Annotated in this window: 18 protein-coding genes; 13 read left to right on the forward strand and 5 right to left on the reverse strand. The window is 30.6% G+C overall.

What is annotated here, in order from left to right:
- Positions 1-94: 94 nt before the first annotated feature.
- The 8 genes from recA (at position 95) to CLAU_RS16735 (ending at position 7,715) form a co-directional block, all read left to right on the forward strand.
- Entirely contained in the window at positions 95-1,183 is a 1,089-nt protein-coding gene (gene recA, locus CLAU_RS16700; RefSeq protein WP_013237993.1) for a recombinase RecA, read from the forward strand.
- Between the two features lie 235 nt (positions 1,184-1,418).
- Positions 1,419-2,963, forward strand: a complete 1,545-nt coding sequence (gene rny / locus CLAU_RS16705) for a ribonuclease Y (protein ID WP_013237994.1) — start codon at positions 1,419-1,421, stop codon at positions 2,961-2,963.
- 150 nt (positions 2,964-3,113) lie between these two features.
- On the forward strand, positions 3,114-3,374 hold the full coding sequence (locus tag CLAU_RS16710; RefSeq protein WP_023163135.1) for a stage V sporulation protein S: 261 nt from the start codon (positions 3,114-3,116) through the stop codon (positions 3,372-3,374).
- A gap of 157 nt (positions 3,375-3,531) precedes the next feature.
- Positions 3,532-4,392 carry a decaprenyl-phosphate phosphoribosyltransferase gene (locus CLAU_RS16715; RefSeq protein ID WP_013237996.1) on the forward strand — a complete coding sequence of 287 codons (861 nt, stop codon included), beginning with the start codon at positions 3,532-3,534 and terminating at the stop codon, positions 4,390-4,392.
- Positions 4,393-4,410: 18 nt separating this feature from the next.
- Entirely contained in the window at positions 4,411-5,712 is a 1,302-nt protein-coding gene (locus CLAU_RS16720; protein ID WP_023163136.1) for a hypothetical protein, read from the forward strand.
- Positions 5,709-6,065 (forward strand): EamA family transporter, encoded by a 357-nt coding sequence (locus tag CLAU_RS16725; protein WP_013237998.1) that lies wholly within the window; start codon positions 5,709-5,711, stop codon positions 6,063-6,065. The genes CLAU_RS16720 and CLAU_RS16725 overlap by 4 nt, the downstream gene beginning before the upstream one ends.
- Positions 6,066-6,136: 71 nt before the next feature.
- Positions 6,137-7,330 carry a pyridoxal phosphate-dependent aminotransferase gene (locus tag CLAU_RS16730; protein ID WP_023163137.1) on the forward strand — a complete coding sequence of 398 codons (1,194 nt, stop codon included), beginning with the start codon at positions 6,137-6,139 and terminating at the stop codon, positions 7,328-7,330.
- A 124-nt stretch (positions 7,331-7,454) separates the two neighbouring features.
- Positions 7,455-7,715 (forward strand): HPr family phosphocarrier protein, encoded by a 261-nt coding sequence (locus CLAU_RS16735; protein WP_013238000.1) that lies wholly within the window; start codon positions 7,455-7,457, stop codon positions 7,713-7,715.
- Between the two features lie 42 nt (positions 7,716-7,757).
- On the opposite strand, the gene CLAU_RS16740 is transcribed toward CLAU_RS16735, so the two are convergent.
- Positions 7,758-7,973: a DUF378 domain-containing protein gene (locus tag CLAU_RS16740; RefSeq protein ID WP_023163138.1), complete on the reverse strand. Its 216-nt coding sequence runs from the start codon at positions 7,971-7,973 to the stop codon at positions 7,758-7,760.
- A 247-nt stretch (positions 7,974-8,220) separates the two neighbouring features.
- Here CLAU_RS16740 and purB point away from each other — a divergent pair, with 247 nt between their 5' ends.
- Together purB and CLAU_RS16750 are read left to right on the forward strand one after the other, a co-directional pair.
- Complete coding sequence (gene purB / locus CLAU_RS16745) at positions 8,221-9,651, forward strand: adenylosuccinate lyase (protein ID WP_013238002.1); 1,431 nt, start codon at positions 8,221-8,223, stop codon at positions 9,649-9,651.
- Between the two features lie 135 nt (positions 9,652-9,786).
- Positions 9,787-10,719, forward strand: a complete 933-nt coding sequence (locus CLAU_RS16750; protein ID WP_029169980.1) for a hypothetical protein — start codon at positions 9,787-9,789, stop codon at positions 10,717-10,719.
- Between the two features lie 11 nt (positions 10,720-10,730).
- Here the strand turns inward: CLAU_RS16750 and gltX are convergent, their stop codons facing one another.
- Positions 10,731-12,173: a glutamate--tRNA ligase gene (gene gltX / locus CLAU_RS16755; protein WP_023163141.1), complete on the reverse strand. Its 1,443-nt coding sequence runs from the start codon at positions 12,171-12,173 to the stop codon at positions 10,731-10,733.
- Positions 12,174-12,533: 360 nt separating this feature from the next.
- On the opposite strand from gltX, the gene gap reads away from it, so the two are divergent.
- Positions 12,534-13,589, forward strand: a complete 1,056-nt coding sequence (gap, locus tag CLAU_RS16760) for a type I glyceraldehyde-3-phosphate dehydrogenase (protein ID WP_013238005.1) — start codon at positions 12,534-12,536, stop codon at positions 13,587-13,589.
- 115 nt (positions 13,590-13,704) lie between these two features.
- On the opposite strand, the gene CLAU_RS16765 is transcribed toward gap, so the two are convergent.
- Entirely contained in the window at positions 13,705-14,946 is a 1,242-nt protein-coding gene (locus CLAU_RS16765) for a D-alanyl-D-alanine carboxypeptidase family protein (protein WP_013238006.1), read from the reverse strand.
- Positions 14,947-15,353: 407 nt separating this feature from the next.
- Between CLAU_RS16765 and CLAU_RS16770 the strand changes: the two genes are divergently transcribed.
- Positions 15,354-15,962 carry an NUDIX hydrolase gene (locus tag CLAU_RS16770; protein WP_023163142.1) on the forward strand — a complete coding sequence of 203 codons (609 nt, stop codon included), beginning with the start codon at positions 15,354-15,356 and terminating at the stop codon, positions 15,960-15,962.
- Between the two features lie 120 nt (positions 15,963-16,082).
- Here the strand turns inward: CLAU_RS16770 and CLAU_RS16775 are convergent, their stop codons facing one another.
- Together CLAU_RS16775 and CLAU_RS16780 are read right to left on the reverse strand one after the other, a co-directional pair.
- The gene (locus CLAU_RS16775) at positions 16,083-17,564 is read right to left on the reverse strand and encodes a nicotinate phosphoribosyltransferase (protein WP_023163143.1); all 1,482 of its coding nucleotides are present in this window, start codon (positions 17,562-17,564) and stop codon (positions 16,083-16,085) included.
- A 166-nt stretch (positions 17,565-17,730) separates the two neighbouring features.
- A complete protein-coding gene (locus CLAU_RS16780; RefSeq protein ID WP_023163144.1) occupies positions 17,731-18,333 on the reverse strand; it encodes a thiamine phosphate synthase in 603 nt (200 codons plus the stop codon).
- 456 nt (positions 18,334-18,789) lie between these two features.
- On the opposite strand from CLAU_RS16780, the gene CLAU_RS16785 reads away from it, so the two are divergent.
- Positions 18,790-19,167 carry a response regulator gene (locus CLAU_RS16785; protein WP_013238010.1) on the forward strand — a complete coding sequence of 126 codons (378 nt, stop codon included), beginning with the start codon at positions 18,790-18,792 and terminating at the stop codon, positions 19,165-19,167.
- Positions 19,168-19,265: the final 98 nt, after the last annotated feature.

A 19,265-nucleotide genomic window follows, 5' to 3' on the forward strand; every position in this document is an offset into this window, starting at 1 on the left:
ATACAGAATTATGAAAAAAACTGTTGACTGTATAGTGTAGATAGTATATAATTTATACAGAACATGCGTTCGTATTAGAGAGGAAGTGAACTTCTTGGCAAATTTAAGTAATGAGAAATTACAGGCTATAGAATCAGCTATGGGACAGATAGAAAAACAATTTGGAAAAGGTGCCATAATGAAACTAGGAGAACACAGTGTATTAAATGTGGATGCCATTTCAACAGGCTGCCTTGACTTAGATATAGCATTAGGTATAGGTGGTGTTCCAAGAGGAAGGGTAATAGAAATATTTGGTCCTGAATCTTCAGGTAAGACTACGGTGGCACTTCATATAATTGCGGAAGCTCAGAAAAATGGAGGGGCTGCAGCTTTTATAGATGCAGAGCATGCACTAGATCCTTCTTATGCTCAAAATTTAGGAGTAGATATAAATAATCTTATTGTATCCCAACCAGATACTGGAGAACAGGCTATGGAGATAACAGAAGCACTTGTAAGATCTAATGCCATAGATGTTTTGGTAGTGGATTCAGTAGCAGCACTTGTGCCGAAAGCTGAAATAGAGGGAGAAATGGGAGACTCACATGTAGGACTTCAAGCTAGGCTTATGTCTCAAGCCCTTAGAAAACTTACATCTTCTATAAATAAATCAAAGTGTGTAACAGTATTTATAAATCAATTAAGAGAAAAAGTAGGAGTTATGTTCGGCAATCCTGAGGTTACGCCTGGTGGAAGAGCTTTAAAGTTTTATTCTTCAGTTAGAATGGATGTAAGAAGAATAGATTCTATAAAGCAAGGAGATACCATAGTAGGCAATAGAACAAGAGTAAAAGTTATTAAAAACAAAGTAGCTCCACCTTTTAAACAGGCAGAGTTTGACATAATGTACAATCAAGGTATTTCAAGAGAAGGAAATGTGTTGGATGTAGGTGTTAGAGAAGAACTGGTACAGAAAAGTGGTGCGTGGTTTTCTTATAAAGAAACACGGCTTGGACAAGGCAGGGAAAATGCAAAACAATTTTTGAAAGAAAATAATGATATATTAGTTGAGATAGAAAGCAAGATAAGGGAAAAATATAAATTACCTTCTTTAAAAAAGAATTCTCTTGAAGACAAAGATAAAAATAATGTTGATAGTAAAATTGATAAAAAAGATAATTTAAAACATTCTGATAAATAGTTTATAAAGGGGAGTAAATTACTCCCTTTTATAATGAAAAATAAGTACCAAATTTTGTTTGAGAGAATAAAATGCATATAACTTGACAATAATTAAAATATAATATAAAATTAAGACAAATTCTGGTTTATCATGTATTTAGGAATTACCAATTGAATAAATATGGCACCTTTTCTATGCTTGCATATTTAACTGAATTATAGATTTACATAATAAGAGCAAAGGAGGTGTTCATGTGAATTCCATAATAATATATGAGGTTATTGCTGGTATACTAGTAGCAGCTGCCTTGATAGTTCAATTCAATATGATCAAAAAGAAGGCAGTTGTTATAAAATCACAGGCTTTAGAAGAGTCTAATAGATTAAAGGAAGAGGCAAAAAAACAAGCTGAAACCCAAAAAAAAGAGGCTATACTAGAAGCTAAAGAGGAAATTCATAAATTAAGAAATGATTTTGATAAAGAGTCTAGAGATAGAAGAAATGAAAATCAAAGACTTGAAAGAAGGTTAATCCAGAGAGAAGAGTTATTAGATAAGAAAAGTGATGCTCTTGAAAAGAGAGATAGTGGCCTAGATAAAAAGCAGCAGGACATAGATAAATTACAGATAAGTGTAGAGGAATTATATAAGAAACAAAGAGAAAAATTAGAAAAGTTATCAGGACTAAGTTCTGAAGAGGCTAAGAATATTTTACTAGAACAAGTTAATAAGGAAATAAAACATGAATCTGCGATGATGATTAAAGAAATTGAAACAAAGGCTAAAGAAGAAGCTGATAAAAAAGCAAGAGAAATTATAACTTGTGCTATCCAGAGGTGTGCTGCTGATCATGTAGCAGAAACTACAGTACATGTTGTACCTTTACCTAATGACGAAATGAAAGGCAGAATAATAGGTAGAGAGGGTAGAAATATAAGGACTCTTGAAACATTAACTGGTGTGGATCTAATAATAGATGATACACCTGAAGCTGTAATATTGTCGGGCTTTGATCCTATAAGGAGAGAGGTTGCAAGAATAGCACTGGAGAAACTTATAATTGATGGAAGAATACACCCAGCAAGAATCGAAGAAATGGTTCAAAAAGCTGAAAAAGAAGTTGAAAATAATGTTAAAGAAGAAGGAGAACAGGCCACTTTTGAAACTGGCGTGCACGGCCTTCATATGGAATTAGTAAAATTGTTAGGAAGATTGAAGTATAGAACCAGCTATGGTCAAAATGTTTTAAAACATTCTGTGGAAGTTGCCTATTTAGCTGGACTTATGGCATCAGAAATTGGCATAGATCCAACTATAGCTAAAAGAGCAGGATTGCTTCATGATATAGGTAAAGCAGTGGATCATGAAGTTGAAGGTCCTCATGCCGTTATAGGTTCAGAGGTTGCTAAAAAATACAGAGAATCACCAATAATTGTAAATGCTATTGCAGCTCATCATGGAGATGTAGAATTTCAATCCTTAGAAGCTGTACTCGTTCAAGCAGCGGATGCTATTTCTGCTGCAAGGCCTGGTGCTAGAAGAGAAACACTGGAAGCTTATATTAAGCGTCTAGAAAAACTTGAAGAAATAGCAAATACATGTGAAGGTGTAGAAAAGTCATATGCCATTCAAGCGGGAAGAGAACTTAGAATAATGGTTAAACCAGAAAATATTGATGATGCAGGTGCTATTGAAATGGCAAGGAACATAGTAAAGAGAATTGAAGAAGAGCTAGAGTATCCTGGTCAGATTAAAGTAAATGTCATTAGAGAGACTCGTGCAATTGAATATGCAAAATAATAAATAGTATTGTTATAACATAGAAAAATATTCCTTTTAGGTTTTGTAACCTAAAAGGAATTTTTGATTTTTTGTAGAATACTATATATATGTAGTAGTAATAATTAAAGTTAATGTAAAGAGTTATTATAATATATAGGAGGTTTAATTATGGAAGTATTAAAAGTTTCAACAAAATCAAGTCCAAATTCGGTGGCAGGAGCATTAGCAGGAGTTTTAAGGGAAAGAGGAGCAGCAGAGATACAAGCTATAGGAGCAGGAGCGTTAAATCAAGCTGTTAAAGCTGTAGCTATTGCTAGAGGGTTTGTAGCACCTAGTGGAATCGATTTAATATGTATTCCGGCATTTACGGACATTGAAATAGATGGAGAAGAAAGAACTGCAATTAAATTAATAATACAGCCAAGATAACAATAAAAATTAATTTTTATTAAAGGACTTGTGATTTATCTCAAGCCCTTTATTATATTACGATTAAAATGACATATTGACTATAATATAGACTATGTTAAAATGTAAAAAGACGCATAATTCAACTTTAACATATATACAGCTAGGGAGGAAAGTTATGGGAGCAATAATTGAACTAATGAGACCTAAGCAGTGGAGTAAAAATTTTTTTGTTTTCGCTGCAATTATTTTTTCAGGAAATTTTTTACACACCAGTGTATTAGAGAATAATATATTAACTTTTATTTTATTTTGTATGACATCTTCTACTATTTATGTATTAAATGATATTGTAGATGTTGAAAAGGACAAGTGTCATCCTGATAAGAAGAATAGACCTATTGCAAGTGGCCGTGTATCTAAAAATAAAGCGATCATCTTAGATATACTATTATTTATTTTGGTATTATGTCTTGCATATATATTTCTAGATATAAAAATTTTGCTTATTTTTTCGGTGTATATTATAGTAAATATATTCTATTCTTTTAAACTTAAAAATTTAGTTATAATAGATGTTATGACTATTGCTTTTGGATTTGTATTAAGGGTTGAAAGTGGAAGTATAGCTACAGGGGTTCAGGTTTCACCCTGGTTGTTTTTATGTACGATACTTCTAGCACTGTTTTTAGGTTTAAACAAAAGAAAAAGTGAGATTGTAACTTTAAAGGACAAGAGAAGTTCTTCTAGAAAGATATTAGAAAAATATTCAATTGAGAATATTGATAAAATGTTAACTATAGTAAACCCATCTGTACTTATGGCTTATTGCCTGTATACTTTTAGTTCCACACAAAGTAGAACTATGATGTTTACCATACCCTTTGTGTTGTATGGCATACTTAGATACGAATATCTAATGGATAAGGAGAACATAGGTGGAAAACCAGAGGATGTATTTCAAAAAGACATACCTTTTCTTGTGGATATATTAATATGGATTATAGTTGTTATAGTTATAATATACTTTAAATTATAGAAGGGAAACCAGTTTTAAATGAAATATAATGTTTTTGAATACAATTACTACCAATTAGGAAATGATACCTACAATAATAGCAAAGGGTATTATTATATTATGATGACTTTAGGTATGTTTTTATCCATACTGTGGGTAATTTTTGTGAATGCCAAGCCATTTTCAGATTTTGATTATTATTATAATTTGGCAAAGGAAATATCAAGAGGCCTTCCTTGGGGAGATACATATACTTCTGTGGGCTATTCCATAGTTTTAGGAGGAATATTTAAGTTATTTGGAGCTAGTGTATTAACGGCTAAAATATTTAATTTGTGTATTACTTTTATAAATTACTTGTGTTTTAAGTTTATCTTATCTAAGGTGAACTTAAAGGAAATAGATAGGAAAATAATATTTGGATTATTTGTATTGTTCCCTAATAACATACTTTTTAACAGTATTTTAGGTACAGAACTTATTTTTACAAGTATAATGCTTGCAGCCACTTGTCTTTATTTTAGTGATTTGAAACTCAAGTATTTTTTTATAGGAATACTTACAGGACTTAATACAATAGTGAAGCCTTTTTTTATAGTATTTTTCTTTGCTATCTTTTTAGTAGATGTAATAAAGCATAAAAAGTTGATTTGGGCTTTGAGAAATTCTCTTATTGTTCTTATAATGAGTGTGATTGTTATTTCTCCCTGGGTATATAGAAACACAAAATTAATGGGACAACGTACGTTTGTATCTAATAATGGTGGAATAGTGCTTTATATAAATAATAACTCACAAAATCATTTGGGAAGATGGATGCCTGCAGCAGATGTGGAAGATTCTATTGTAAATAAACCCGAATATAAAAAGGCAAATAGAACAGAACAAAATAAGATGTTAAGTGCTGCTGCAAAGAAATGGATAAAAAGCCATCCTGTTGATTTTATAAAATTGGGATTTAAAAGATTGCTTAATACATATTTTTGGAGTGATGATGTAACGTATAGTACTTATGGCAGTGGAGTTAATAGGAGCTATGTTCACACTCTGTTTGCAATTGACAACATTATAAGGGTAATTGTGTTTTTATCCACTATTATATATGTTTTGTTATATTCATTAAGAACAATTTATAGTATCTTTAAAGGTAGAAGTGATGAATTAGATAAGTTTAAACTTTATTTAATAATGTTATTTTTTATGTTTACTTCTGTTTATTTTGTAACAGAAGGACAAGGGAGGTATTCCTTTCCAGAAATATTTATAGCTGTTTATTGCTGTTATTTTTCTTTAAAATATTTATTGCATTTATTATTGAAAGTTAAGGTGATAAGGGCATGATTGTATTGATATTAATATCGGTTTTTTTGGGAGCCATTGGACAGGTACTTGTAAAGTATGGAGCAGTAAATCTTAATTTAAACTTTACTATAAAATATTTAATTCCAAGTATTTTAAGCATATTAAAAAATTTACCTGTTATGTTAGGAATTATATCCTATGGATTAAGTTTTTTACTATGGATAAAAGTCCTAAGCAAGGTAGAATTAAGTTATGCTTATCCTATGGTTAGTTTAGGATATATAATAACTATGGTGTTTTCCTATTTTATGTTTAAGGAAAACATATCTTTTATAAGAATATTAGGAGTAGCTTTTATAATGCTTGGGGTAATACTTGTTTCAAGAAGTTAGAATAAAAAACTCTGACTTATCTTATTATAAATAAAGAATGTTGTAAATTAAATTGTAATGGAGGAATGAAAATGATATTGTCAAAAAAAGCTGAAAAAATTCAACCGTCTATAACTTTAGCTATAACAGCTGAAGCCAAGAGAATGAAATCAGAGGGAATTGATGTAATAGGTTTTGGAGCAGGAGAACCTGATTTTAATACACCAGAAAATATTCAGGAAGCTGCAATAGAGTCTATGAAAAAGGGGTGCACAAAATATACTCCAGCGTCTGGTATTTCAGAGCTGAAAGAGGCTATTGTTAAGAAATTTAAAAAAGATAATGGACTAAGCTATAATACAAATCAGATTATAATATCTACAGGGGCAAAACAGTGCCTTTCAAATACGTTTTTAGCTACATTGAACCCTGGAGATGAAGTTATAATACCTACACCATATTGGGTAAGCTATCCTGAACTAGTTAAACTTGCAGATGGTGTACCTGTATTTGCAGATACAAAAGAAGAAGACGGATTTAAATATACTTTAGAAACTTTAGAAAAAGCATATACTAAAAATACCAAAATGATTTTATTAAATAGTCCTAATAATCCAACAGGAACTATTTATTCAAAAGAAGAACTTGAAGTAATAGCTAATTTTGCAAAGGAAAAGGATTTGCTCATTTTATCTGATGAAATATATGAAAAATTAATATATGGCACTAATGCACACATAAGTATAGCAAGTTTATCAGAAGATGCTTACAATAGAACAATAGTTATAAATGGAGTTTCAAAAACCTATGCCATGACAGGATGGAGAATAGGCTATGCTGCAGCAAATAAAGATATAATTAAGGTAATGTCTAATGTACAGAGTCATACTACTGGAAACCCTAATTCTATAGCACAATATGCAGCTGTGGCTGCTTTAAATGGAAAAGATACTCAGATTAAAAGTATGGTAAGTGAGTTTAAAAATAGAAGAGATTGTATGGTAAGTAAGATAGATAAAATGAAAAATGTTTCTTGCTTGAATCCAGAAGGTGCTTTTTATGTAATGTTAAATATATCAAATCTTTTTGGTAAAACTATAGATGGAGTAGTAATAAATAATTCTTTAGAATTTTCACAGAAATTATTGGAGAAAGAAAAAGTAGCAGTAATTCCAGGTCTGGGTTTTGGATTAGATGGATACATAAGATTATCTTATGCTACATCTATGGAAAATATACAAAATGGAATGGATAGGATAGATAAGTTTATATCTCAATTAAAATAGGCGATGGCAGTTTTTGTCATAGAACAAAAAAATTGTATTGAAACGTAAACAAAAAATGGTATAATAAGTAGAGAAAGATTTGTCACATTGTGGTATATAATATTAAAGCATAGAGGTGAATTAAATGATTTCTAAAGAAGTTATAGTTAAAAGTTCTACAGGATTACATGCAAGACCTGCAACTCTATTAGTAAAAAAAGCTTCTTCATTTAAGTCAGATTTATCTATAGAATTTGATGGAAAAAAAGCTAACATAAAGAGTTTAATTGGAGTTCTTTCATTAGGAGTAACAAAGGATTCTAAAGTTAAAATTACTGCATCAGGTAATGATGAATCACTAGCAGTAGAAGAGATTATTAAATTAATAAACTCACTAGAAGAGTAAGATAATAAATATAAGACCTATGTAAAAGTATAGGTCTTATATTTATTTATAGCTTTTTTTGGCTTTAAAAAATAGTATAATCATATCTATTCCTGCAGTTCCTATAAGTATATATAGTATTCTTCCAATTAAATTAACAGGGTCACCAAATAAAATCTCCACTATGTTAAAATCTAATAAACCTATTAGTCCCCAATTTATAGCCCCGATAACTACTAAAATTAAAGAAACTTTATCTATGATACTAAGTTTATACATATTTTGCTTACTGGGCTAGAAAACTTATCCAAACCCAATAAAGTTCACCTCTTTCTTTTTTATTAGTTCTTAATTAAAGTATATTAGATATATAATAAAATAGAACAGTTTGTACACCTTATTTATTGGATAAAATTTGTTCAATCTATTATTTTAGTGAATATAAACGTGTAATATAGCAAAAATATATGTTATAATATGAATAATAAAAACAATTATATTACATACGTACGGAGGTATTTTTAAAATGAGAGACACATACACAACTCCTTTAAACACAAGATATGCATCTAAAGAGATGAGCTATATATTTTCTGATGAAAAGAAATTTAAAACTTGGAGAAAACTTTGGGTAGCTCTTGCAGAGTGTGAAAAGGAGCTTGGACTTAATATAACTTCTGAGCAAATAGATGAACTGAAGGCTAATATGGAAAATATAAATTACGAAGACGCAAAAAAAAGAGAAAAGGAAGTAAGACATGACGTAATGAGCCATGTATATGCTTATGGACTACAATGCCCTAAAGCTAAGGGAATAATACATTTAGGTGCAACTAGCTGTTATGTGGGGGATAATACCGACCTTATAATTATGAGAGAAGCCCTTCATATAATAAAGAGAAAAGTTATAAATGTAATAAGCTATCTTACTAAGTTTGCTTTAAAATATAAAGATATGCCAACTTTGGGATTTACTCATCTTCAACCTGCACAGCTTACTACAGTAGGAAAAAGGGCAACTTTATGGCTTCAAGACCTTTATTTAGACATTGAAAATGTAGAATTTGTCATACAAAATATGAGATTTAGAGGTGTAAAGGGAACTACTGGAACTCAAGCTAGCTTTATGGAACTTTTCAATGGAGATGAAGAAAAAGTAAAAAGATTAGATACAATGGTAACTAAGAAAATGGGATTTGAAAAGGAGTTTATGGTTACAGGACAGACTTATACTAGAAAACTTGATTCCATAATATTAAATACCTTATCAGAAATTGCTCAAAGTGCATATAAGTTTAGCAATGATTTAAGAATATTGCAGAATATGAAAGAGATGGAGGAACCTTTTGAAAAAAATCAAATAGGATCTTCTGCTATGGCATATAAGCGAAATCCTATGAGATGTGAGAGAATAGGCTCTCTTGCAAGATACATAGTAGTAACAGCTTTAAATCCTGCTATAACAGCTTCAACTCAATGGTTTGAAAGAACCCTTGATGATTCAGCAAATAAGAGAATATCTATACCAGAAGCCTTTCTAGCTCTTGATGGAGTGCTAAATTTATATATGAATGTATCGGAAAATATGGTAGTGTATCCTAAGGTAATTGAATCTCATGTGTCTTCTGAACTTCCTTTTATGGCTACAGAAAACATAATAATGGAAGCTGTTAAAAAAGGTGGAGACAGACAGGAACTTCATGAGAGAATTAGGGTTCATTCTATGGAAGCAGCTAAAATGGTAAAAGTTGAGGGAAAGAAGAACGACTTATTGGAAAGAATAATAGGAGATCCTTTCTTTAAGATGAGTGAAGAAGAGATACTTTCACTAGTGGATTCTAAGAAGTTTATAGGTAGGGCACCTGGTCAGGTAGTTGACTTTATTCAGCAGCAAATAAAACCTCTTCTTGATAAAAGTAAGGATATTTTAGGAGAAGAAGCTGAAATAGATGTTTAGAGATTTTCTTTCAAATACCTTAAACTATAGAATAAATATGTAAAAATAAAAATTAAATTTGCAACTTAAATTAAAGCCTTCATATTCTAGTATTATAGGATTACCCTATAGCCTTAGTTATGGAGGTGTTTTTAATTGTCCAAAAGAAATAATACAGATGATTTAATGCAATTAGCTTTATATATGGTACCAAAGTATATGAAAAGAATACAAAAATATAATAAGATGTTTGCTAATTCTGATAATGAAAAAGAGTACTATGAGCAGGAATATGCTGACAATAAAGAAATATTTGATTTCATACAGAAAAATATTATAGAAAAAAATAAAGATCTATTAAAAAGTGAATCAGAAGATAAGACTAAAAAAATTGCTGAGAAAACTGATACGAAAGACAAAGATGAAAAAGAGAAGAAAGAGGAAAAAGATAAACCAGAGGAAAAAAAGGAGGATAATAAAAAGGAAGCATCAAAGAAACATAGTTCCCATAGAAAAGAAAAAAATTTGAAGAAGTTGAATGGAGAAATAAAAAAAGATGGTACTATAATGTTTAAAAATAAGTGTCTTTTAAACTGTAATTCAGGAGTAATGGATTTATTAAATAAATTTGGCAGTGAAAAATTAGACTTGTATGTTAAAAATGATACAAGTGATATTTTTAAACATGTAAATGTAGTGCATTCAGATGGGGAACTTGTTAGATTTAATGATGGAGATTCGGATATTGTAGTACCTATAAAAAATATAGTAGGATTATATTCTACTAAACTCTCATCTATGGAAAAGCTATTAGAGGAAGATAACTATAAAATTAGCTGTCCCCTTGAAAAAACTATGCGAGAGTATTTTAGTTCTTTAAAGGGAAAGGCTATAGAGATTTGTACAAAGGGTGAAGAAAGCTTTAAGCATTTAAAAAATAAAACTGTTACAAATGTAGGTAAAGGATTTGTAATAGTAGATAATAATACAATGGTGACATTTTACAATATACTATTTGTGAAAGAACTAAAGAAAGAACAGGGAACACCAGAGCAAAAAACTGATAATAAAAACGTACCTAAAATATAGGTACGTTTTTATTATTGAGCATTTTTAAGTTTCTCAATACCAATTTCTGTTCTCTTTATAGATTCTTCTTTGCCTATAATATCAGCTATTTCAAAAGCTCCACCAGGGGTGGATTTTTTGCCAGAAAGGCCAATTCGTACAGGCCACAGTACTACTCCATTTTTAACGCCCATTTCTGATATTAAGTCCATACAGCATTTTTCTATATTTTCAAAAGTCCAAGGTGATAGTTCTTTAAACTTTGGAAGAATTTTTTCAAGTACTGTAAGTGAGCTTTCCAAATTTGATTTCATTCTTTTGTGCACATATATGTCTTCAGTGTATTCTGGGAGTTCCTCAAAGAAATCTAGGAAGTCAGGTATCTCGCTTAATACTTCAACTCTTGTTTGAAGTAAACTACTTATCTTTAAAAAATCTAAGTCCTTTGAAATTACTTTTTTATAATAAGGAAGGGCAAGAGAGTTGAATTCTTCTAAAGACAGCTTCTTTATATATTCCCCGTTCATCCACTTCAGTTTTACATTATCAAATATAGCAGGTGATTTATTGATATTTCTATAGTCAAATTCTTTTACAAGCTCCTCTAAATTAAAGATTTCCTGTTCACTTCTTGGGTTCCATCCTAAAAGTGCTATATAATTAAGTACAGCTTCTTTCAAATAACCCTTTTCTATCAAGTCCTCAAAAGACGCATCACCGTTTCTTTTGCTCAGTTTATTATGTTCATCTTTCATTATTGGGGGACAGTGAACGTATATTGGAATTTCCCATCCGAAAGCTTCATATAATCTATTGTATTTAGGAGCAGAAGATAGATACTCGCTTCCTCTTACTACATGAGTTATTCCCATAAGATGATCATCTATTACGTTTGCAAAGTTATAAGTAGGATATCCATCTGATTTTATAAGTATCATGTCATCTAATTCAGAATTGTCAACAGATATGTTACCATAAATTTCATCATTAAATGAAGTGACACCTACTTCAGGATTGTTTTGTCTTATAACATAAGGAATTCCTGATGCTAAATTTTTTTCTATTTCTTCCTTTGAGAGGTGTAAGCAGTGTTTATCATATTTATAAGTATCTGAATTATTTCTCAGTGAATCTAGTCTTTCTTTTGTGCAGAAACAATAGTATGCTTCTCCTTTTTCTATAAGTTCTTTTGCGTATTTTAGGTAAATATCAGTTCTCTGACTCTGTACGTAAGGACCAACAGGGCCTCCTATATCAGGTCCTTCATCATGTTTAAGACCTGTAGCTTTTAGAGTATCGTAAATTACATTTAGGGCCCCTTCTACAAATCTTTCCTGATCTGTATCTTCAATTCGGAGTATGAAATCCCCACCTGCATGTTTTGCAATTAAATATGTATACAGCGCAGTTCTTAAGTTTCCAACGTGCATATATCCTGTTGGACTTGGCGCAAACCTCGTTCTAACTTTAGCCATTTTTTTCACTCCCATTATTTTAAAGTAAAAACCTTTCATCTATTTCAGATGAAAGGTTGTAAGTTTTCTACTACCCTTAAATAATATAATAATAGAGATTTTGTGTCAAGCAGGTTTATTATGAACTTATTTGTAAAATGGAGAAAATGGATATTAAATGTAGATAATATTAATATATGAAAGGAAAATAAGTATATCATAATAAATGGGCAGGAAAATAAATTTGACATATATGCTGTCTATTGATATAAATAATATAGCACATATGTTATTTATACAGCATATATTTTAAAATATAAAGATAAATGTTATGTAATAATAAAGTAAAAGTACATAAATTTTTTATAGGGGGAAAAGATAATGTCCATAAAAGTTGGAATTAATGGTTTTGGAAGAATAGGAAGGTTGGTTTTGAGAATTGCTCAAGAAAGACTGAAGGACAATATTGAGATTGTAGCAATTAACGCAAGAGCAGATAACGAAACTCTGGCACATCTTCTAAAATACGACTCCTGCTACGGAAGATTTAATGGAAATGTAAAGGCAGCAGAAGATTCAATTATTGTAAATGGTTCTAAAATAAAAGTGTTTAGAGAAAATGATCCTGAAGATTTACCTTGGGGTAAATTGGATGTAGATATAGTTATAGAATCCACGGGAAAGTTTAAAGATAGAGAAAGCTTATACAAGCATATAAAAGCTGGAGCAAAAAAAGTTATAATTACAGCTCCTGCAAAGGACGAAGATATAACTATAGTTATGGGAGTAAATCAAGAAAAATTTGATGTTGAATCTCATAATATTATCTCAAATGCATCCTGTACAACTAATTGTTTGGCACCTTTTGCTAAAGTATTAGATAAGAATTTTGGAATTATAAGAGGCCTTATGACTACAGTTCACTCTTATACAAATGACCAACAATTGCTTGATAAAACTCACAAGGATTTGAGAAGAGCTAGAGCTGCAGGAGAATCTATAATTCCGACTACTACTGGAGCAGCTAAGGCAGTGGCAAAAGTATTGCCTAATTTAGAGGGAAAATTAAGCGGTTTTGCACTTAGAATACCTACACCTACAGTTTCTATTACAGACTTGGTCTGTGAACTTTCAAAATCTGTTACGGTAGAAGAAGTAAATGAAGCTTTTAAAAGAGCTTCTGAGGGATCTATGAAAGGAATACTGGGATATTCTGAAGAACCACTGGTATCTATAGATTATAAGGGAGACGATAGGTCTTCTATAGTAGATGGTCTTTCAACTATGGTATTAAAGGATAATATGATTAAAGTAGTATCCTGGTATGATAATGAATGGGCTTATTCCTGTAGAACTGTAGATTTGGCTAATTATATTGCAGGTGAGATGGAGAAGGCTAGTGAAAAACCTATTGATATGGTTGCAGAAGGAGTTTAAAATATCAATCAAGTTTTCATTCAGATGAAATCCAATAAAAAAATTGTTCCTATGAAACTTCATGGGAACAATTTTTTTATCTTAAATTATCTTGGTCAGTTTTTCGTATAAACTGTTATAAATAGCGATGTCTTCTTTTACGTCTTTTCATTATACGTGCCAGGATAAAAATAAATATCAATGCTAATATAAAAATTGCAGCGTAAAAGGAAATAACATTTTTATCTAAGGTCTGTTTTGGCAGATCCGAATAAATATTATAATCCTTGGAGAACTCACGTTGGCTTACAGTAAGTGTTCCCAGGGGAACTTCACCTTTTAGAGCTTCCACAGAAGTATTTTTAATGCTTATAATTTCTTTCAAGTCTTTTTTATTCAAATCATTATCATAATATGTTACATCATCTTTAATCTTAATAGGTACTTCTAAGCTTTTTTTAATACCTATAAAAGAAATAGGATTGTAGCTAACTTCTTTTCTTCCTATTATAGAATCCTTTTTATTCAAAACAACAGGTTGTTTTGAATAACTCCAATTTATTATTTTTTCCATATCATTAAATACATAACTGTCTGCAGGATCGTAAACTGAGCCCATTACGACTCCTACCATTTCCCTACCATTCCTGTTATAAATTGCAACTAGACATCTTCCAGCTGGATCAGTATATCCAGTTTTACCTGCAATGCAGCCATCTTTGCCTAAAAGCTTATTTGTGTTTTTGATTGGAAAAGCAAGTCCTTTTGTAGTTTTTATAGTATTTGCAGGTCTTTCCATAGCCTTTTGTATACGTGGAATTTTAAAGGCTTGTCTCGCTATAACACTCATATCGTAGGGTGTAGTATAGTGATTTGGATTATGGAGACCATTTGGTGTTACAAAGTGAGTATTCTTTAAATTTAGGTTTTTTACTTCTTCATTCATTTTGTCAGAAAATGTAGGTGCATCCTTAGATACATTTTCTGCTACGACGTATGCTAAGTCATTGGCAGAATACATTAAAAGCCCATCCATTACATCTTCAGCAGACATAGTATCACCTACCTCTATTGCATGTAGATCTCTATTTAAAGAGGACGGTGGCTGAGATTTAGCATCAGCTGTGTATGTTAGCATATCCCCTGGTTTTTTATTTTTTTCAAGAAGAATAGCTGTTAAAAGTTTTGTAGTGCTAGCAGGGTACATTTTAATATCTGCATTTTTTTCATATATTATTTCATTTGTCTGCATGTCCACTGTTATTGCTGCTTTACCATATATTTCAGGTAGAGCAGTTGAATTATCAGCAAGTACATTAAAAGATAAACAAAATATGAAAATAAATGTAAGTAATAAACTAGTATTTTTACATTTCAAAGTACATCACTCCACTTATTTAATATTTATGTATATGTTTTGTTAAGGCATTTGAAAGAAAATAACAAGTCAAAGATGCGACGGATATTTTTTATCCGATGACTAACCCGCTCTAATACTCACACTTTCCCAAGTGTGAGTAAAGAGCGGCTATGTCCCTGGATAACAATTTCTAAGCATCATGTGCTAAGAACTTTGTTTATCAGACAAGGAGGCAGGTTCCGCAGATAGTGAATCCTATCTAAGGGTTCTACCGACACAGTATGATAAAAAATATCCTAGCATACTGACTAGTTATTTCTTTGAAAATGCCTAAAAACATTATATAATTAATCATGACATTTTAAAGTATAACATTATAAAATTCATTTTACAATTGAGGATTATTTGATTTTAGGAGGTAAACAATGATAGATAAAATAAATGATATATTTAAATCTAGAAAAGCAAATATGATTGGACATTATAATAAAAATTCAGTGATGATTCCCTTATGCAGTATGGACGGAGAATTAAATTTGTTATTCGAAGTAAGGTCTTTAAATTTAAAACATCAGCCTGGGGACGTATGTTTCCCTGGAGGAAAAATGGAAAAGGGGGAAATTCCAAAAGATACAGCTATTAGAGAAACTATGGAAGAACTAAATTTAAATAGGGAGGATATAGAATTTATAGGGGATATGGATTATATTGTCACTCCCTATAATTTTATAATGTATCCTTTTGTATGCAAGTTAAATAGGGAAGATATAAGTCCAAGTAAGGAGGAAGTAGATCATGTATTTACGGTACCTCTAAATTTTTTTATAGATAAAGAACCTGTATTACATGAAATTGAGATAGTTCCACATCCAAAAGAGGATTTTCCCTATAATCTGATAATAGGTGGAGAAAACTACAAATTTAGGAGGGGGAAAATGCCATCATATTTTTATACATATAAAGATTATACTATATGGGGGTTTACGGCACTAATATTAAAGAAATTTACGGATATAATTAAAAATGAAATATAACTTATTAACAGTATTCCTAATGTTTTTAGCATTTAGAAAGCATTATCTAGAGGCTTCAGACATAGAACAGAGGAACAGGTAATAAGCTTATTACCTGTTCCTCTACAAATTGCATTGATATTATTCTACATAAGTTGAAGAATATTTACTGAGAAGTTCATGTTTTAAATCCCAGAGTTTTTGAGATAAATCTACATAGTAGTGATGAGGATTTTCAAATCTCAGCACTTCAGGCCATAATTTGGACAATTCTTCTTTTGCTCTATCTTTTATGTCTAGCACATCAGGGCAGGTGTATACAAGTTTTCCCTTATCAAATATTTTTACTCTTAAATCTTTTATATAATAATCTCTTATTTTTTTCCTTTTCCACGTAAAAACTGGATCAAATATTTCTATAGTCTCATCCTTATTTATTTCTTCATCTTCTAAAGTTATTAAATCTGCAATTGCTTTATTTTCCTTTTTACTATAAATTCTATATACTTTTTTAAATCCAGGGTTAGTTATTTTCTCTTCATTTTCACTTATTTTTATTTTAGGTATAATTCTACCTTCCCTATCTTCTATGGCAGATAGCTTATATACTCCGCCAAATACTGGTTCTGATCTTGCAGTTATGAGTCTCTCTCCTACACCAAAAGAATCAATGCAGGCACCTTCTCTAAGTACATCAGTTATGATAAATTCATCTAATGAGTTTGAAATAACTATGTTAACATCTTCAAGATCGGCTCTATCAAGTATTTTTCTGCATTCTTTTGTTAAGTAAGTTATGTCTCCACTATCAATTCTTACTCCTTTAGGTTTATGACCGTTTGGAATTAAAATTTCTTTGAAAACCTTTATAGCATTGGGGAGACCGGATCTCAGTACATTGTATGTATCAATAAGTAGCACACAATTATCAGGATATACTTCAGCCCAGGCCTTAAAAGATTCATATTCTGATGGAAAAAGTTGTATCCAACTGTGGGCCATTGTGCCAACTGCAGGCATACCAAACATTTGCTCAGATATAGTGCAAGCAGTGGAACTACATCCGCCTATAACTGCAGCTCTGGCACCATATATAGCTGCATCAGGAGCTTGAGCACGCCTAGAACCAAATTCCATTACAGGTCTAGTGCCTGCTGCTCTACAAATTCTACTTGCTTTTGTTGCAATTAGAGTTTGGTGATTTATAGTTAGAAGTATCATGGTTTCAACAAACTGAGCTTGAATAGCGGGACCTCTTACAGTTATTAGCGGTTCATTTGGAAATATAGGAGTTCCTTCGGGTACGGCCCATACATCACAGCAAAATCTAAAATCTTTTAGGTAATTTAAGAAGTCTTCTGAAAATTGTTCCTTACTCCTGAGATACTCTATGTCTTCATCTGTAAAACTTAAATTTGACAGGTATTCTATAACTTGTTGAACACCTGCCATTATGCAATAACCACCTTCATCTGGAATCTTTCTGAAAAACATATCAAAATAGGCTATTCTATTACCCATATTGGTTTTCAAATACCCGTTACCCATAGTAAATTCATAGAAATCTACTAGCATTGTGAGGTTTCTTTCGTTTCTCACATTAAAGTTCTTTGTGCTTTCCATAATGAAAATCTCCTCTTATCTACGTTTTGATTATGATAAAAAAATATACATATGTATACATTGTAATACTTAAATTAACATATTACAAGGTTGTACATTTATGGAATTCTGAACTTTATTGAAGAATGTAAGTCATGGTTTGATCTCTAAATTTTTTATCATACCTTCATCTTTTAAAATGTTTTTTTAGATTATAAGTTGTAGTAAAAGGGTCATCTGAAGTCATTACAAGAGACATTACAGCTGCACCACGAACTTTGGTTTCTAGTACTGTGTCTATATTGGTCTCAGTTATTCCACCTATTGCAATAACTGGAATTGAAATGTTACTTAGGACTTCTTTTAAAAATGAAATACCCCTACCTTTTAGTCCTTTTTTACAGTCTGTTTCAAAAATGTGTCCTGTAAGGAGATAATCTGCGCCTTTTTTTTGTGCGTTTATAGCTTCCAAAGTATTGTGTACAGATACACCTACAGTGCATTTTAATTTTAAATTGCTATTCATATAATTTTGATAACTTGTGTGAAATCCTTTGGCATTTACTTTTAAGGCTGTTTCTATACTGCTGTTTATTATTAAGGGTATATTACTAGAATCTGTAATTTTTTTTATTTCTTCAGCAATTGGAACTAGTTGCCTATAAGTAAGATCTTTTTCACGTAAGATTATGGCATCTGCGCCACCTAATATGGAAGCTTTTAGTATATCAATCATATTCTTATTTTTTACAAGCCTTCTGTTTGTTACTATATATAATTTTTTGTTCATAGTATTATGGACTCCCAATCTTTTATTTTATGGATAAATTTATACTTAATTAATAAAAATAAAAAGGAGTGTTTATGTTTTAAACACTCCTTGAAATATATCTTTATTAATTTGTCTCCCTACGGTAGTGTTAACTACATCAAGTTCAAATGGCCAGGTTTCATCTTCCCAATCAAAATGGTCCACCCGCAACAATTTATTAATTTATAGGTATATAATACTACTTAGTTTTATATATGTAAATGATTTGAAATATAATTTGTAATAAAATGGTACAAACTATAGAAAATTATTCTAATATTTTGTATAATTAAAATATAAATTTGTGATTATTTGTATGCTTAGGTAACTTTATGGTTGATTTACGAAATTGATGGAAGAGTTATTGATGGTAGATCGAATAAAAAGTACTAAATATTATATAGATAAACTTTATGAGGGGAGTTTTAAAGAATTATGGGTAAAAAAAATATATTAATAATTGATGATTCCTTAAGTGTGAGACAATTTATAAGAAAGATTTTAGAGAAAGCAAATTATAAAGTATATGAAGCAGGGGATGGTGAAGAAGGAATCAAAGTATTTAAAGAAAGTGGTAATATTGATCTAGTAATTACGGATATATATATGCCTAAAAAAAGCGGAATAGAAGTTCTTATAGAATTAAAAAAAGAGTATGAAGATTTAAAAATAATTATTCTTTCCGATGGAGGGGAAAAAGACTTTTCAGATGAAAATGGAATATGTGAAGACCTTGGGGCCACTTATTTTTTTAAAAAGAATTGGGTAAAGGACGAACTTATAGAATTAGTAAATAGGATATTTATCAAGTGATTTTTATGAAGCAACTTTTTTAGTTAATAGTTAAGAGTGAAGAATTAATTCTTAATTTGTGAGAGTTGAGTAATTAATTTAAGATTAAGCTGCTATAT

It is taken from the genome of Clostridium autoethanogenum DSM 10061 (assembly GCF_001484725.1).
Lineage (GTDB): Bacteria > Bacillota > Clostridia > Clostridiales > Clostridiaceae > Clostridium_B > Clostridium_B ljungdahlii.

What these genes read in the sequence shown, in the direction of transcription:
- purB (WP_013238002.1), top strand. Translation starts at nt 8,221, where the DNA reads ATGAGAGACACATACACAACTCCTTTAAACACAAGATATGCATCTAAA.
- CLAU_RS16715 (WP_013237996.1), top strand. Translation starts at nt 3,532, where the DNA reads ATGGGAGCAATAATTGAACTAATGAGACCTAAGCAGTGGAGTAAAAAT.
- CLAU_RS16740 (WP_023163138.1), bottom strand. Translation starts at nt 7,973, where the DNA reads ATGTATAAACTTAGTATCATAGATAAAGTTTCTTTAATTTTAGTAGTT.
- CLAU_RS16785 (WP_013238010.1), top strand. Translation starts at nt 18,790, where the DNA reads ATGGGTAAAAAAAATATATTAATAATTGATGATTCCTTAAGTGTGAGA.
- CLAU_RS16710 (WP_023163135.1), top strand. Translation starts at nt 3,114, where the DNA reads ATGGAAGTATTAAAAGTTTCAACAAAATCAAGTCCAAATTCGGTGGCA.
- CLAU_RS16775 (WP_023163143.1), bottom strand. Translation starts at nt 17,564, where the DNA reads ATGGAAAGCACAAAGAACTTTAATGTGAGAAACGAAAGAAACCTCACA.
- CLAU_RS16735 (WP_013238000.1), top strand. Translation starts at nt 7,455, where the DNA reads ATGATTTCTAAAGAAGTTATAGTTAAAAGTTCTACAGGATTACATGCA.
- CLAU_RS16780 (WP_023163144.1), bottom strand. Translation starts at nt 18,333, where the DNA reads ATGAACAAAAAATTATATATAGTAACAAACAGAAGGCTTGTAAAAAAT.
- CLAU_RS16720 (WP_023163136.1), top strand. Translation starts at nt 4,411, where the DNA reads ATGAAATATAATGTTTTTGAATACAATTACTACCAATTAGGAAATGAT.
- CLAU_RS16770 (WP_023163142.1), top strand. Translation starts at nt 15,354, where the DNA reads ATGATAGATAAAATAAATGATATATTTAAATCTAGAAAAGCAAATATG.
- gltX (WP_023163141.1), bottom strand. Translation starts at nt 12,173, where the DNA reads ATGGCTAAAGTTAGAACGAGGTTTGCGCCAAGTCCAACAGGATATATG.
- CLAU_RS16730 (WP_023163137.1), top strand. Translation starts at nt 6,137, where the DNA reads ATGATATTGTCAAAAAAAGCTGAAAAAATTCAACCGTCTATAACTTTA.
- CLAU_RS16725 (WP_013237998.1), top strand. Translation starts at nt 5,709, where the DNA reads ATGATTGTATTGATATTAATATCGGTTTTTTTGGGAGCCATTGGACAG.
- gap (WP_013238005.1), top strand. Translation starts at nt 12,534, where the DNA reads ATGTCCATAAAAGTTGGAATTAATGGTTTTGGAAGAATAGGAAGGTTG.